The following is a 13,867-nucleotide window of genomic DNA, read 5'->3' as shown; positions in this document are numbered from 1 at the left end:
GCGCCATGGTATTGCCGTGGCGCGCCGTTAAACTCGTTTTCGACGACGGCGGGTTTTTCCCGCATGAGGAAACGAGACTACGGCAAGCCAGTTCATAACTGCGTAGTACCGCTATTTCTTTTCAGGATGGCAAGGATTTTCAGCTTGTCATCGACGACACAGGGCGACGGATCGCCCTCAAGGAGAACGGCATGAACCAAGAGGTCATGAATCTTTTCAATCCTCAGGCTCCGGCACAGACGTTCGATTCCATCAGAATCTCGATTGCCAGCCCTGAGAAGATTCTGTCCTGGTCATACGGCGAGATCAAGAAGCCGGAGACGATCAACTACCGTACGTTCAAGCCTGAACGCGATGGTCTCTTCTGCGCGCGCATCTTCGGCCCGATCAAGGACTATGAATGCTTGTGCGGCAAGTACAAGCGTATGAAATACAAGGGCATCATCTGCGAAAAGTGCGGTGTGGAAGTCACGCTCTCGCGCGTTCGTCGCGAGCGCATGGGCCACATCGAACTCGCAGCCCCGGTTGCCCATATCTGGTTCCTGAAGTCGCTGCCGAGCCGTATCGGCACGCTTTTGGACATGACGCTCAAGGATATCGAGCGCGTCCTGTACTTCGAGAACTACATCGTTACCGAACCGGGCTTGACCTCGCTGAAGGAGCACCAGCTTCTTTCGGAAGAGGAATACATGATCGCCGTCGATGAGTTCGGCGAAGATCAGTTCACAGCTCTTATCGGCGCGGAAGCTATCTATGAGCTTCTGGCTTCGATGGAACTCGAAAAAATCGCCGCCGATCTGCGCGTCGAGCTTGCCGAGACCACCTCGGACCTGAAGCAGAAGAAGCTGATGAAGCGTCTGAAGATCGTCGAAAACTTCCTGGAGTCGGGAAACCGCCCGGAATGGATGATCATGAAGATCGTTCCGGTCATTCCGCCGGATCTGCGTCCGCTCGTGCCGCTGGACGGCGGTCGTTTCGCGACGTCGGATCTGAACGATCTCTACCGCCGCGTCATCAACCGTAACAACCGTTTGAAGCGCCTGATCGAACTGCGCGCACCGGGCATCATCATCCGCAACGAAAAGCGTATGCTGCAGGAAGCTGTGGACGCGCTGTTCGACAACGGCCGTCGTGGCCGCGTGATCACCGGCGCCAACAAGCGCCCGCTGAAGTCGCTCTCCGACATGCTCAAGGGCAAGCAGGGCCGCTTCCGTCAGAACCTGCTCGGCAAGCGCGTCGATTATTCCGGCCGTTCGGTCATCGTGACCGGTCCGGAACTCAAGCTGCACCAGTGCGGCCTGCCGAAGAAGATGGCGCTCGAACTGTTCAAGCCATTCATCTATGCGCGTCTCGACGCCAAGGGTTATTCCTCGACCGTCAAGCAGGCAAAGAAACTGGTTGAGAAGGAACGTCCGGAAGTCTGGGATATCCTTGACGAAGTGATCCGTGAGCATCCGGTTCTCCTGAACCGTGCGCCGACGCTGCACCGTCTGGGTATTCAGGCATTCGAGCCCACCCTGATCGAAGGCAAGGCGATCCAGCTGCATCCGCTCGTCTGTACGGCGTTCAACGCCGACTTCGACGGTGACCAGATGGCCGTTCACGTTCCGCTGTCGCTTGAAGCTCAGCTTGAAGCCCGCGTGCTGATGATGTCGACCAACAACATCCTGCATCCGGCCAACGGCGCACCGATCATCGTTCCTTCGCAGGACATGGTTCTCGGTCTCTATTATCTGTCCATCGTGGCGGAGAAGGAGCCAGGCGAGGGCATGATGTTCGCCGATATGGGCGAGCTGCAGCATGCGCTTGAAAACAAGGTCGTCACGCTGCACACCAAGATCAAGGGTCGCTTCAAGACGGTCGATGCCGAAGGCAAGCCAGTGTCGAAGATCTACGACACGACGCCTGGCCGCATGATCATTGGCGAGCTTCTCCCGAAGAACGTCATGGTGCCGTTCGACATCTGCAATCAGGAGATGACCAAGAAGAACATCTCCAAGATGATCGATCACGTCTACCGCCATTGCGGTCAGAAAGAGACGGTTATCTTCTGCGATCGCATCATGCAGCTCGGCTTTGCTCACGCCTGCCGTGCAGGCATCTCCTTCGGCAAGGATGACATGGTCATTCCGGACACGAAGGCGAAGATCGTTGCCGACACCGAAGCTCTCACGACCGAATACGAACAGCAGTACAATGACGGCCTGATCACTCAGGGCGAAAAGTACAACAAGGTCGTCGACGCCTGGGGCAAGGCTACCGACAAGATCACCGAGGAGATGATGGCGCGCCTCAAGGCCGTCGAATTCGATCCGGTGACCGGTCGCCAGAAGCAGATGAACTCGGTCTACATGATGTCGCATTCGGGTGCCCGTGGTTCGGTCAACCAGATGCGTCAGCTTGGCGGCATGCGCGGCCTCATGGCCAAGCCGTCGGGTGAAATCATCGAAACCCCGATCATCTCGAACTTCAAGGAAGGCCTGACCGTTAACGAGTACTTCAACTCGACCCACGGTGCCCGCAAGGGTCTGGCAGACACCGCCTTGAAGACCGCCAACTCGGGCTACCTGACCCGCCGTCTCGTTGACGTTGCACAGGATGCGATCATTTCGGAAGTCGATTGCGGCGCCGAAATCGGTCTCACCATGCAGCCGATCGTCGATGCCGGTCAGATCGTTGCCTCGATCGGCCAGCGCGTTCTGGGCCGTACGGCTCTCGATCCGATCCTGCATCCGGCAACCGGCGAAGTCATCGTCGAAGCTGGCCGCATGATCGAGGAAAAGGACGTCGAGATCATCGAGAAGGCTGGTATCCAGTCGATCCGCATCCGTTCGGCCCTGACCTGCGAAACCCGCAACGGCGTTTGCGCCAAGTGCTATGGTCGCGACCTTGCACGCGGTACTCCGGTCAACCAGGGTGAAGCTGTCGGCGTTATCGCTGCCCAGTCGATCGGCGAGCCGGGCACCCAGCTCACCATGCGTACCTTCCACTTGGGCGGTACCGCACAGGTTGTGGACAGCTCGTATCTCGAAGCTTCGTACGAAGGCACCGTCAAGCTGCGTAACCGCAACGTGGTTCGCAACTCCGATGGCAACCTCGTGGTGATGGGCCGTAACATGGCCGTCCTGATCCTCGACGCAGCGGGCAAGGAACGTGCGGTCCATCGTGTGACCTACGGTTCGCGTCTGTTCGTGGATGAGGGCGATACGGTCAAGCGCGGCCAGCGTATTGCCGAGTGGGACCCGTATACCCGTCCGATCATGACCGAAGTTGAAGGCTACGTTGAGTTCGAAGATCTCGTCGATGGTCTGTCGGTTTCGGAAACGGCTGACGAGTCGACCGGTATCACCAAGCGCGTCGTCATCGACTGGCGTTCGACGCCTCGCGGTTCGGACCTCAAGCCTGCCATGGTCATCAAGGACAAGGCCGGCAAGATCCTGAAGCTGTCGAAGGGTGGCGATGCCCGCTTCCTGCTCTCCGTGGAATCGATCCTTTCGGTCGAACCCGGCGCGCATGTGAAGGCTGGTGACGTTATCGCCCGTCTGCCGATGGAAAGCGCCAAGACCAAGGACATCACCGGTGGTCTGCCGCGCGTGGCCGAACTGTTCGAAGCACGTCGTCCGAAGGATCACGCCATCATCGCCGAGATCGATGGTACCGTCCGCTTCGGCCGCGACTACAAGAACAAGCGTCGCATCATCATCGAACCGAATGACGATACGATCGAGCCGGTCGAGTACCTCATTCCGAAGGGCAAGCCGTTCCATCTTCAGGACGGTGACGTCATCGAAAAGGGTGAGTACATCCTCGACGGCAACCCGGCGCCGCATGACATTCTGGCGATCAAGGGCGTCGAGGCTCTGGCTTCGTACCTCGTGAACGAAATCCAGGAAGTCTATCGTTTGCAGGGCGTTTTGATCAACGACAAGCACATCGAAGTGATTGTCCGTCAGATGCTGCAGAAGGTGGAAATCACGGAATCCGGCGATACCGGCTACATTCCGGGCGACCATGTCGACCGGATCGAGCTGGAAGAGATCAACGAGCGTCTTATCGAAGAAGGCAAGAAGCCGGGCTCCGGCAATCCTGTCCTGCTCGGTATCACCAAGGCTTCGCTGCAGACGCCTTCGTTCATCTCGGCTGCGTCGTTCCAGGAAACGACCCGCGTCCTCACCGAGGCTGCGGTGGCTGGCAAGATGGACACGCTGCAGGGTCTCAAGGAAAACGTCATCGTTGGCCGTCTCATCCCGGCCGGTACTGGCGGCATGACCAACCAGATCCGTCGCATCGCAACTGCTCGCGACGATCTGATCATCGACGAGCGCCGCAAGTCTTCGGGTTCTGCCGAAGCCAATGCGATGCTGGTGGACATGACCAACAACGCCGCCGAATAAAATCGGCGGAACGAAACTGAAAAAGGCCGCCTTTCGGGGCGGCCTTTTTGTATTTCGGCTATTTCGCGATAACGGGACGGCCCGCTTTAACAGAAGAAAAAAAGCGCCGGTTGAAATCGGCACTTTTCATTATGCTTATTCTTCTTCTTCGTCGTCGCCATCGAATTCGATCAGCGCGACTTCGCCGCTGAGCGCGGTGGCCCAGGCGCTCTTATGCGGTTCTTCCTCGGGCTCTTCGGTCAGCGTTCCCATCTCGAGAAGTTCCGCTTCATGATAGCCTTCATCTGCAAGAATGCTGAGAACGGTCTGAACGAGATCTTCATTCTCGTCCGCTTTCAGAAGCAGATGTACTTCGACCGGCGATTCTTCACCCTCGTTCCATACATCGGCGATGACGAGATGAACGGTTGGCGAATCGTCGCCGGTGGATGCGGTAGTGGAAGACATTGAGAAATCCTTAATAATCTGTTGCGTTTCGACTCGGATGTGCTTCAATAGCCTGACCTGAGTGGCTGCGCCATGCTTGCATAGGAAAATGACGGGTTTGATCGCGTAATATTAGCGAATTGACGTCAAATGTGGCGCAATAACCTGTCCGGACGGGACCAAAACGCCGGTTTCAGGTCTTTCAATGAAGAAACTTGAGCCGCTGCCCTTGACGAAACGTCGCTAAAGACGTATCAGCAGCCCATCTGAGCCGATGTGAGACAGGCTTTTTCGGGGCGACGCGTCCTGAAGTTCATCTCAAACAGGGTTCGTTTTACGATCGAAATGCAACTTGCCGTTCGCATGAAGCGTCAGCTTCCTCTGCTTTTGTTCGGGGTGGCCACCGGTTGACGAGGGCTGACTCCGAATTTGCGCATGAGCATGCCGGTGAAGCGGCCCTTTGGGGCGTGGATACGAGATTTTTTAAAGAGGAAGGTTGTATGCCAACCGTAAACCAGCTTATCCGCAAGCCGCGCATTGCGCCGGTAAAGCGTAATAAGGTTCCTGCACTGCAGGCAAACCCTCAGAAGCGCGGCGTTTGCACCCGCGTTTACACGACGACCCCGAAGAAGCCGAACTCGGCTCTGCGTAAGGTTGCCAAGGTTCGTCTGACGAACGGCTTCGAAGTTATCGGTTATATCCCTGGTGAAGGGCATAACCTGCAGGAGCACTCGGTCGTCATGATCCGCGGCGGTCGCGTAAAGGACTTGCCGGGTGTGCGTTACCACATCATCCGCGGCGTTCTCGACACCCAAGGCGTCAAGAACCGCAAGCAGCGCCGTTCGAAGTACGGTGCAAAGCGTCCGAAATAAGATTTTCCGGGGATACCGGCCGCCAGAAGGCGAGCTGAGCCCGATGTAATTGAAAGAAGAGACGAAATGTCCAGACGCCATAAGGCTGAGAAGCGTGAGATCAATCCGGATCCGAAGTTCGGCGATCTCGTTATCACGAAGTTCATGAATGCAGTCATGCTTCATGGCAAGAAGTCGGTTGCTGAAAGCATCGTTTACGGTGCGCTCGATGCAATCGAAGCCAAGGCTAAGTCCGAGCCGGTCGCGCTGTTCCATCAGGCGCTCGACAACGTAGCTCCGCATATCGAAGTCCGTTCGCGCCGCGTCGGTGGTGCAACCTATCAGGTTCCGGTCGATGTGCGTCCAGAACGCCGCCAGGCACTTGCCATCCGTTGGCTCATCAATGCTGCTCGTGGCCGTAACGAGACGACGATGATCGATCGTCTTTCCGGTGAGCTGCTTGACGCTGCCAACAACCGTGGTTCTGCTGTGAAGAAGCGTGAAGACACGCACCGCATGGCTGAAGCCAACCGCGCCTTCTCGCATTACCGCTGGTAATCGTCGAAACCTATTCAAAGAGCAACTATCATGGCCCGCGAATATAAAATCGAAGACTACCGCAATTTCGGTATCATGGCTCACATCGACGCCGGCAAGACGACGATGACCGAGCGCATTCTGTTCTACACTGGTAAGAACCACAAGATCGGCGAAACCCACGATGGTGCGTCGACCATGGACTGGATGGAGCAGGAGCAGGAACGCGGTATCACGATCACTTCCGCTGCTACGACCACGTTCTGGCAGGGCCGTGACGGTAAGAAGCGCCGCTTCAACATCATCGACACGCCCGGTCACGTTGACTTCACGATTGAAGTTGAACGCAGCCTGCGCGTTCTCGACGGCGCAATCGCGCTGCTCGACGCCAACGCTGGCGTTGAGCCCCAGACCGAAACCGTGTGGCGTCAGGCTGAAAAGTATCACGTCCCGCGCATGGTCTTCGTCAACAAGATGGACAAGATCGGTGCCGATTTCTACCGCTGCGTAGAAATGGTCGGTTCGCGTCTCGGCGCAGTAGCACTCCCGGTTCAGCTGCCGATCGGCGCTGAAAACGAGTTCGAAGGCGTCATCGACCTGATCGAAATGAAGGCCCTGACCTGGGACGGCACCATCGGCGCAGCTGCGACGGTTGGTGAAATTCCTGCCCATCTGAAGGACAAGGCTGAAGAGTACCGCGAAAAGCTCATCGAGCTGGCCGTGGAAATCGACGAAGCTGCAATGGAAGCCTACCTCGAAGGTACCATGCCTACGAATGAGGAGCTGCGCGCTCTGATCCGCAAGGGCACCATCGACGTCAAGTTCCATCCGGTTCTTTGCGGCACCGCGTTCAAGAACCGTGGCATTCAGCCGCTTCTCGACGCTGTTGTGGAATTCCTTCCGGCTCCGACCGATGTTCCTGCCATCAAGGGCATCGACGTCAAGACGGAAAGCGAAACCACCCGTGAATCTTCGGATGAAGCACCGCTTTCGATGCTCGCATTCAAGATCATGAACGACCCGTTCGTTGGTTCGCTGACCTTCGCTCGTATCTATTCGGGCAAGCTGACCAAGGGCGTTTCGCTCGAAAACACCGTCAAGGGCAAGCGTGAGCGTATCGGCCGTATGCTGCAGATGCACTCCAACAGCCGTGAAGACATCGAAGAAGCCTTTGCAGGCGACATCGTTGCTCTGGCTGGCCTCAAGGAAACCACCACTGGCGATACGCTCTGCGATCCGCTGAAGCCGGTTATCCTCGAGCGCATGGAATTCCCTGATCCGGTTATCGAAATCGCTATCGAACCGAAGACCAAGGCCGACCAGGAAAAGATGGGCATCGCGCTCAATCGTCTGGCTGCCGAAGATCCTTCTTTCCGCGTCAAGTCGGATGAAGAATCCGGTCAGACCATCATTGCCGGCATGGGCGAACTTCACCTCGACATTCTCGTCGATCGCATGAAGCGCGAATTCAAGGTTGAAGCCAACGTCGGTGCTCCGCAGGTTGCTTACCGTGAATCGATCACCCGTCAGGCTGAAATCGATTACACCCACAAGAAGCAGTCGGGTGGTTCGGGTCAGTTCGCTCGCGTCAAGATCATCTTCGAACCGCATGACGGCGACGATTTCATCTTCGAATCGAAGATCGTCGGCGGCTCGGTTCCGAAGGAATACATTCCGGGTGTCCAGAAGGGTATCGAAAGCGTCATGGGTGCAGGCCCGCTGGCTGGCTTCCCGATGCTCGGCGTGAAGGCCACCCTGATCGACGGCGCGTACCATGACGTTGACTCGTCTGTTCTCGCCTTCGAAATCGCGTCCCGTGCAGCGTTCCGTGAAGGTGCGCAGAAGGCTGGCGCTCAGCTCCTCGAACCAATCATGAAGGTCGAGGTTGTCACGCCGGAAGATTACGTTGGTGACGTTATCGGCGATCTGAACTCGCGTCGCGGTCAGATTTCCGGCACCGAAGCCCGCGGCATCGCCACGGTCGTCAATGCAATGGTTCCGCTCGCCAACATGTTTGGTTACGTGAATTCGCTGCGTTCGATGTCCCAGGGCCGTGCACAGTACACGATGCAGTTCGACCATTATGAGCCGGTTCCGACGGCGGTCGCACAGGAAATCCAGAAGAAGTTTGCGTGATCTAAGGATCACGCTCCCAATTAGAAGAATGCCTGAGCAGGCTAAATTTACGGAGAGCTCAAATGGCAAAGAGTAAGTTTGAACGTACGAAGCCCCACGTTAACATCGGCACGATTGGTCACGTTGACCATGGCAAGACGTCGCTGACTGCAGCGATCACCAAGTTCTTTGGTGAGTTCAAGGCGTATGACCAGATCGACGCGGCTCCAGAAGAGCGCGCCCGCGGCATCACGATCTCGACGGCACACGTCGAGTACGAAACCGCAAACCGTCACTACGCACACGTCGACTGCCCCGGCCACGCCGACTATGTGAAGAACATGATCACCGGCGCTGCCCAGATGGACGGCGCGATCCTGGTGGTTTCGGCTGCTGACGGCCCGATGCCGCAGACCCGCGAGCACATCCTGCTCGCCCGTCAGGTTGGCGTTCCGGCGATCGTGGTGTTCCTCAACAAGTGCGACCAGGTTGACGACGCAGAACTGCTCGAACTGGTTGAACTGGAAGTTCGCGAACTTCTGTCGAAGTACGAATTCCCCGGCGACGAAATCCCGATCATCAAGGGCTCGGCTCTTGCTGCTCTGGAAGACAGCTCGAAGGAACTGGGCGAAGACGCCGTTCGTTCGCTGATGGCCGCTGTTGACGACTACATTCCGACCCCGGAACGTCCGATCGACCAGCCGTTCCTGATGCCGATCGAAGACGTGTTCTCGATCTCGGGCCGCGGTACGGTTGTGACGGGTCGCGTTGAGCGCGGTATCGTCAAGGTTGGTGAAGAAGTTGAAATCGTCGGCATCAAGGCGACGGCGAAGACGACGGTTACCGGCGTTGAAATGTTCCGCAAGCTGCTCGACCAGGGCCAGGCAGGCGACAACATCGGCGCGCTGATCCGCGGCGTTGGCCGTGAAGACGTTGAACGCGGCCAGGTTCTCTGCAAGCCGGGTTCGGTGAAGCCGCACACCAAGTTCAAGGCAGAAGCCTATATTCTGACCAAGGACGAAGGTGGCCGTCATACGCCGTTCTTCACGAACTACCGTCCGCAGTTCTACTTCCGCACGACGGACGTGACGGGTGTTGTCACGCTGCCGGCCGGCACGGAAATGGTCATGCCTGGCGATAACGTCGCCATGGACGTGCAGCTGATCGTGCCGATCGCCATGGAAGAGAAGCTCCGCTTCGCTATCCGTGAAGGCGGCCGCACCGTCGGTGCAGGCATCGTCTCCTCGATCATCGAGTAATGAAGGTTTGTGCAGAAACGCTCGCTCTGGAGCGAGCGTTTCCGCGTAACAAGGAACAGATGAAATGAACGGTCAAAACATCCGCATTCGCCTGAAGGCGTTTGATCATCGGATCCTTGACGCTTCGACGCGGGAAATCGTGTCGACTGCCAAGCGTACCGGTGCAAATGTGCGCGGACCGATCCCGCTTCCAACGCGGATCGAGAAGTTCACGGTTAACCGGTCGCCGCACATCGACAAGAAGAGCCGCGAGCAGTTCGAGATGCGCACGCACAAGCGTCTTCTCGATATCGTTGACCCGACCCCGCAGACGGTGGACGCGCTGATGAAGCTCGATCTGTCCGCCGGTGTCGATGTCGAGATCAAGCTTTAATCGGCTTGAGGACGGAAGGAACGAACCCGATGCGTTCAGGTGTTATTGCACAGAAGCTGGGCATGACCCGCGTCTATAACGACGCCGGCGAGCATGTGCCGGTGACGGTTCTCCGCATGGAGAACTGCCACGTGGTAGCTCAGCGTACAGTTGAAAAGAACGGTTACACGGCTGTTCAGCTTGGCGTTGGTATTGCCAAGGTAAAGAACACGTCCAAGGCTATGCGCGGTCATTTCGCGAAGGCCGAGGTCGAGCCCAAGGCGAAGGTCGCGGAATTCCGCGTTTCGCCGGATAACCTCCTCGAAGTCGGCGCGGAAATCACCGCCGAGCACTTCGTCGCCGGCCAGAAGGTCGACGTGACGGGTACTTCGATCGGTAAGGGCTTTGCCGGTGTTATGAAGCGTCATAACTTCGGTGGCCATCGTGCTTCGCACGGTAACTCCATTACCCACCGCGCTCACGGCTCGACCGGTCAGCGTCAGGACCCGGGTAAGGTGTTCAAGGGCAAGAAGATGGCTGGTCACATGGGCCAGACCCGCGTAACCACGCAGAATATTGAAGTTGTCTCGACGGACAGCGATCGCGGCCTGATCCTGGTTCGCGGTGCGGTTCCGGGCTCCAAGGGCGCCTGGATCATCGTGCGCGACGCGGTAAAGGTTTCGCTGCCTGAGAACGCGCCGAAGCCGGCCGCTCTGCGTGCAGGTGCCGCGAAGGCTGAAGCTGCCGCGACTGAGGGAGCCGAATAATGGATCTCACGATTACCACACTTGAAGGCAAGGATGCCGGCAAGGTCAAGCTGAACGAAGAAATCTTCGGCCTCGACCCGCGTGACGACATTCTTCAGCGCGTCGTGCGCTGGCAGTTGGCTCGCCGCCAGCAGGGCTCCCATAAGGCTCAGGGCCGTGGCGACGTAAGCCGCACTGGCGCCAAGATGTACAAGCAGAAGGGTACGGGCCGCGCTCGTCACCATTCGGCTCGCGCGCCGCAGTTCCGCGGCGGTGGTCAGGCTCACGGACCGGTTGTCCGTTCGCACGATCACGATCTGCCGAAGAAGGTTCGCGCTCTTGGCCTGCGTCATGCCCTGTCTGCAAAGGCAAAGGCATCCGACCTGATCATCATCGATGATCTGGCTGCAACGGAAGCCAAGACGAAGCAGCTTGTTTCGCAGTTCGCCAAGCTCGGTCTTGAAAATGCACTCCTCATCGGCGGTGCAGAGATCGATGCGAACTTCCAGCGCGCGGCTTCGAACATCCCGAACATCGACGTTCTGCCGGTGCAGGGCATCAATGTTTACGACATCCTTCGCCGCGGCAAGCTCGTTCTTTCCAAGGCGGCTGTCGAAGCCCTCGAGGAGCGTTTCAAATGACTGATCTTCGCCATTACGACGTGATCGTCAGCCCGGTTATCACCGAGAAGTCCACCATGGTTTCCGAACACAACCAGGTCGTCTTCAACGTAGCCCGCAAGGCAACGAAGCCGGAAATCAAGGCTGCAGTCGAAGCGCTGTTCGGCGTCAAGGTTACGGCAGTCAACACTGCAGTGCGCAAGGGTAAGGTCAAGCGTTTCCGCGGCCTTATCGGGCGCCAGAGCGACGTCAAGAAAGCGATCGTTACTTTGGCCGAAGGCCAGAGCATCGACGTTTCGACCGGTCTCTGAGAGGCCATGGAGTAAGAGACAATGGCACTCAAGCATTTTAATCCGATCACGCCAGGCCAGCGTCAGCTGGTCATCGTGGACCGTTCGGAACTCTACAAGGGCAAGCCGGTCAAGTCCCTGACCGAAGGTCTGTCCAAGAAGGGTGGCCGCAACAACACCGGTCGTATCACTGTCCGCTTTCAGGGCGGCGGTCACAAGCGTTCGTACCGTTTCGTTGACTTCAAGCGTCGCAAGCTTGACGTCGTCGGCACTGTCGAGCGTCTGGAATACGATCCGAACCGCACCGCGTTCATCGCGCTGATCCGTTATGAAGACGGCGAACTGGCCTACATCCTGGCTCCGCAGCGTCTCGCTGTTGGCGACAAGGTCGTTGCAGGCAACTCCGTTGACGTGAAGCCGGGCAATGCAATGCCGCTCGCTTCCATGCCGGTCGGCACGATCATCCACAATGTCGAGCTCAAGCCGGGCAAGGGCGGTCAGATCGCACGTTCTGCTGGCACCTACGCCCAACTCGTCGGTCGCGATCAGGGCATGGCCATTCTGCGCCTCAATTCGGGTGAACAGCGTCTGGTTCCAGGTGCTTGCTTCGCTTCGGTTGGTGCAGTGTCCAACCCGGATCACGGCAACATCAACGACGGCAAGGCCGGTCGTTCGGTCTGGCGTGGCAAGCGTCCGCACGTTCGCGGCGTTGCAATGAACCCGGTCGATCACCCGCATGGTGGTGGTGAAGGTCGTACCTCGGGTGGTCGTCACCCTGTCACTCCGTGGGGCAAGCCTACGAAGGGCAAGAAGACGCGCTCGAACAAGGCGACCGACAAGTTCATCATGCGTTCGCGCCATCAGCGCAAGAAGTAAGAGAGGTAGTCTGAAGTGGCTCGTTCAGTTTGGAAAGGTCCGTTTGTCGACGGCTATCTTCTCAAGAAGGCTGAGAAGGTACGCGAAGGCGGTCGTAATGAAGTTATCAAGATGTGGAGCCGCCGCTCCACCATCCTGCCGCAGTTTGTCGGCCTGACTTTCGGCGTCTACAACGGCAACAAGCATGTGCCGGTGTCGGTTTCGGAAGAAATGGTCGGACACAAGTTCGGTGAATTCGCGCCTACACGTACCTATTACGGTCACGGCGCGGACAAGAAGTCGAAGAGGAAGTAACGATGGGCAAGGCTAAAGCTCCCCGTCAGCTCAAGGACAACGAAGCGCAAGCTGTTGCCCGCACGCTGCGCGTCAGCCCGCAGAAGCTGAACCTTGTTGCGAGCATGATCCGCGGCAAGAAGGTGAATGCGGCACTTGCCGATCTGACGTTCTCGCGCAAGCGGATCGCCGATACGGTGAAGAAGACGCTTCAGTCCGCAATTGCGAACGCTGAAAACAACCATGACCTCGACGTCGATGCTCTGATCGTCGCCGAAGCTTATGTTGGCAAGTCGATCGTCATGAAGCGCTTCCACGTCCGCGGACGTGGCCGTGCAAGCCGGATCGAGAAGCCGTTTTCGCATCTCACCATTGTTGTCCGCGAAGTCGCGGAAAAAGGGGAGGCCGCATAATGGGTCAGAAGATTAATCCGATTGGTCTTCGTCTCGGCATCAACCGCACCTGGGATTCGCGTTGGTACGCAAATACCGGTGAGTACGGCAAGCTGCTGCATGAGGATGTCAAGATCCGCGAATTCCTCACCGAGGAACTCAAGCAGGCTGCGATCTCCAAGATCGTGATCGAGCGTCCGCACAAGAAGTGCCGCGTGACGATTTACTCGGCGCGTCCGGGCATCATCATCGGCAAGAAGGGTGCAGACATCGAAAAGCTCCGCAAGAAGCTTTCCGACATGACCAAGGCCGATACGTCGCTCAACATCGTCGAAGTTCGCAAGCCGGAAATCGACGCGACGCTGATCGCTCAGTCGATCGCTCAGCAGCTGGAACGCCGTGTGGCATTCCGTCGCGCCATGAAGCGCTCCATGCAGTCGGCAATGCGTCTTGGCGCCGAAGGTATCCGTATCAAGTGCTCGGGTCGTCTGGGCGGTGCGGAAATTGCTCGTGACGAACAGTACCGTGAAGGTCGCGTTCCGCTTCATACGCTGCGCGCCGATATTGACTACGGCACGGCAGAAGCGAAGACCGCTTATGGTATCTGCGGCGTGAAGGTCTGGGTCTTCAAGGGCGAAATCCTTGAGCATGATCCGATGGCTTCCGAGCGTCGTGCGGTCGAGGGTGACAATCAGGGTTCCTCGTCGAACCGCCGCCGCGAAAACGCTTAAAAAGC

14 protein-coding genes are annotated in these 13,867 nt (G+C 57.7%); 13 read left to right on the top strand and 1 reads right to left on the bottom strand.

Annotated features, from left to right (window positions below):
* Window positions 1–191 precede the first annotated feature (191 nt).
* A complete protein-coding gene (gene rpoC / locus J9800_RS07735; protein ID WP_112592845.1) occupies window positions 192–4,394 on the top strand; it encodes a DNA-directed RNA polymerase subunit beta' in 4,203 nt (1,400 codons plus the stop codon).
* Between the two features lie 135 nt (window positions 4,395–4,529).
* On the opposite strand, the gene J9800_RS07730 is transcribed toward rpoC, so the two are convergent.
* On the bottom strand, window positions 4,530–4,841 hold the full coding sequence (locus J9800_RS07730) for a hypothetical protein (RefSeq protein WP_112592846.1): 312 nt from the start codon (window positions 4,839–4,841) through the stop codon (window positions 4,530–4,532).
* Between the two features lie 479 nt (window positions 4,842–5,320).
* Here J9800_RS07730 and rpsL point away from each other — a divergent pair, with 479 nt between their 5' ends.
* The 12 genes from rpsL (at window position 5,321) to rpsC (ending at window position 13,862) form a co-directional block, all read left to right on the top strand.
* Window positions 5,321–5,692 carry a 30S ribosomal protein S12 gene (rpsL, locus tag J9800_RS07725; RefSeq protein ID WP_006471111.1) on the top strand — a complete coding sequence of 124 codons (372 nt, stop codon included), beginning with the start codon at window positions 5,321–5,323 and terminating at the stop codon, window positions 5,690–5,692.
* Between the two features lie 66 nt (window positions 5,693–5,758).
* Complete coding sequence (gene rpsG, locus J9800_RS07720) at window positions 5,759–6,229, top strand: 30S ribosomal protein S7 (RefSeq protein ID WP_006467033.1); 471 nt, start codon at window positions 5,759–5,761, stop codon at window positions 6,227–6,229.
* A 30-nt stretch (window positions 6,230–6,259) separates the two neighbouring features.
* Window positions 6,260–8,344 (top strand): elongation factor G, encoded by a 2,085-nt coding sequence (fusA, locus tag J9800_RS07715; protein ID WP_112592848.1) that lies wholly within the window; start codon window positions 6,260–6,262, stop codon window positions 8,342–8,344.
* Window positions 8,345–8,406: 62 nt separating this feature from the next.
* On the top strand, window positions 8,407–9,582 hold the full coding sequence (gene tuf, locus J9800_RS07710) for an elongation factor Tu (protein ID WP_006467031.1): 1,176 nt from the start codon (window positions 8,407–8,409) through the stop codon (window positions 9,580–9,582).
* A 64-nt stretch (window positions 9,583–9,646) separates the two neighbouring features.
* Complete coding sequence (gene rpsJ / locus J9800_RS07705) at window positions 9,647–9,955, top strand: 30S ribosomal protein S10 (protein WP_002964363.1); 309 nt, start codon at window positions 9,647–9,649, stop codon at window positions 9,953–9,955.
* A gap of 29 nt (window positions 9,956–9,984) precedes the next feature.
* Window positions 9,985–10,701 carry a 50S ribosomal protein L3 gene (gene rplC / locus J9800_RS07700; protein ID WP_112591561.1) on the top strand — a complete coding sequence of 239 codons (717 nt, stop codon included), beginning with the start codon at window positions 9,985–9,987 and terminating at the stop codon, window positions 10,699–10,701.
* Window positions 10,701–11,321 (top strand): 50S ribosomal protein L4, encoded by a 621-nt coding sequence (gene rplD / locus J9800_RS07695; protein WP_006467029.1) that lies wholly within the window; start codon window positions 10,701–10,703, stop codon window positions 11,319–11,321. The genes rplC and rplD overlap by 1 nt, the downstream gene beginning before the upstream one ends.
* A complete protein-coding gene (locus J9800_RS07690) occupies window positions 11,318–11,611 on the top strand; it encodes a 50S ribosomal protein L23 (protein WP_006467028.1) in 294 nt (97 codons plus the stop codon). Before rplD ends, J9800_RS07690 begins: the two co-directional genes overlap by 4 nt.
* 21 nt (window positions 11,612–11,632) lie before the next feature.
* The gene (rplB, locus tag J9800_RS07685; protein ID WP_112591563.1) at window positions 11,633–12,466 is read left to right on the top strand and encodes a 50S ribosomal protein L2; all 834 of its coding nucleotides are present in this window, start codon (window positions 11,633–11,635) and stop codon (window positions 12,464–12,466) included.
* A gap of 15 nt (window positions 12,467–12,481) precedes the next feature.
* Window positions 12,482–12,760, top strand: coding sequence for a 30S ribosomal protein S19 (gene rpsS / locus J9800_RS07680; RefSeq protein ID WP_006467026.1), 279 nt, complete (start codon window positions 12,482–12,484; stop codon window positions 12,758–12,760).
* Window positions 12,761–12,762: 2 nt separating this feature from the next.
* Complete coding sequence (gene rplV, locus J9800_RS07675; RefSeq protein WP_006467025.1) at window positions 12,763–13,152, top strand: 50S ribosomal protein L22; 390 nt, start codon at window positions 12,763–12,765, stop codon at window positions 13,150–13,152.
* Window positions 13,152–13,862 (top strand): 30S ribosomal protein S3, encoded by a 711-nt coding sequence (gene rpsC, locus J9800_RS07670; protein ID WP_112591565.1) that lies wholly within the window; start codon window positions 13,152–13,154, stop codon window positions 13,860–13,862. The genes rplV and rpsC overlap by 1 nt, the downstream gene beginning before the upstream one ends.
* The last annotated feature ends 5 nt before the right edge of the window (window positions 13,863–13,867 follow it).

The organism is Ochrobactrum sp. AP1BH01-1, assembly GCF_018066705.1.
In the GTDB taxonomy this organism is placed as follows: domain Bacteria; phylum Pseudomonadota; class Alphaproteobacteria; order Rhizobiales; family Rhizobiaceae; genus Brucella.
Note: the sequence above shows the minus strand (reverse complement) of the source record. Positions and strands in the feature narration are given on the sequence as shown.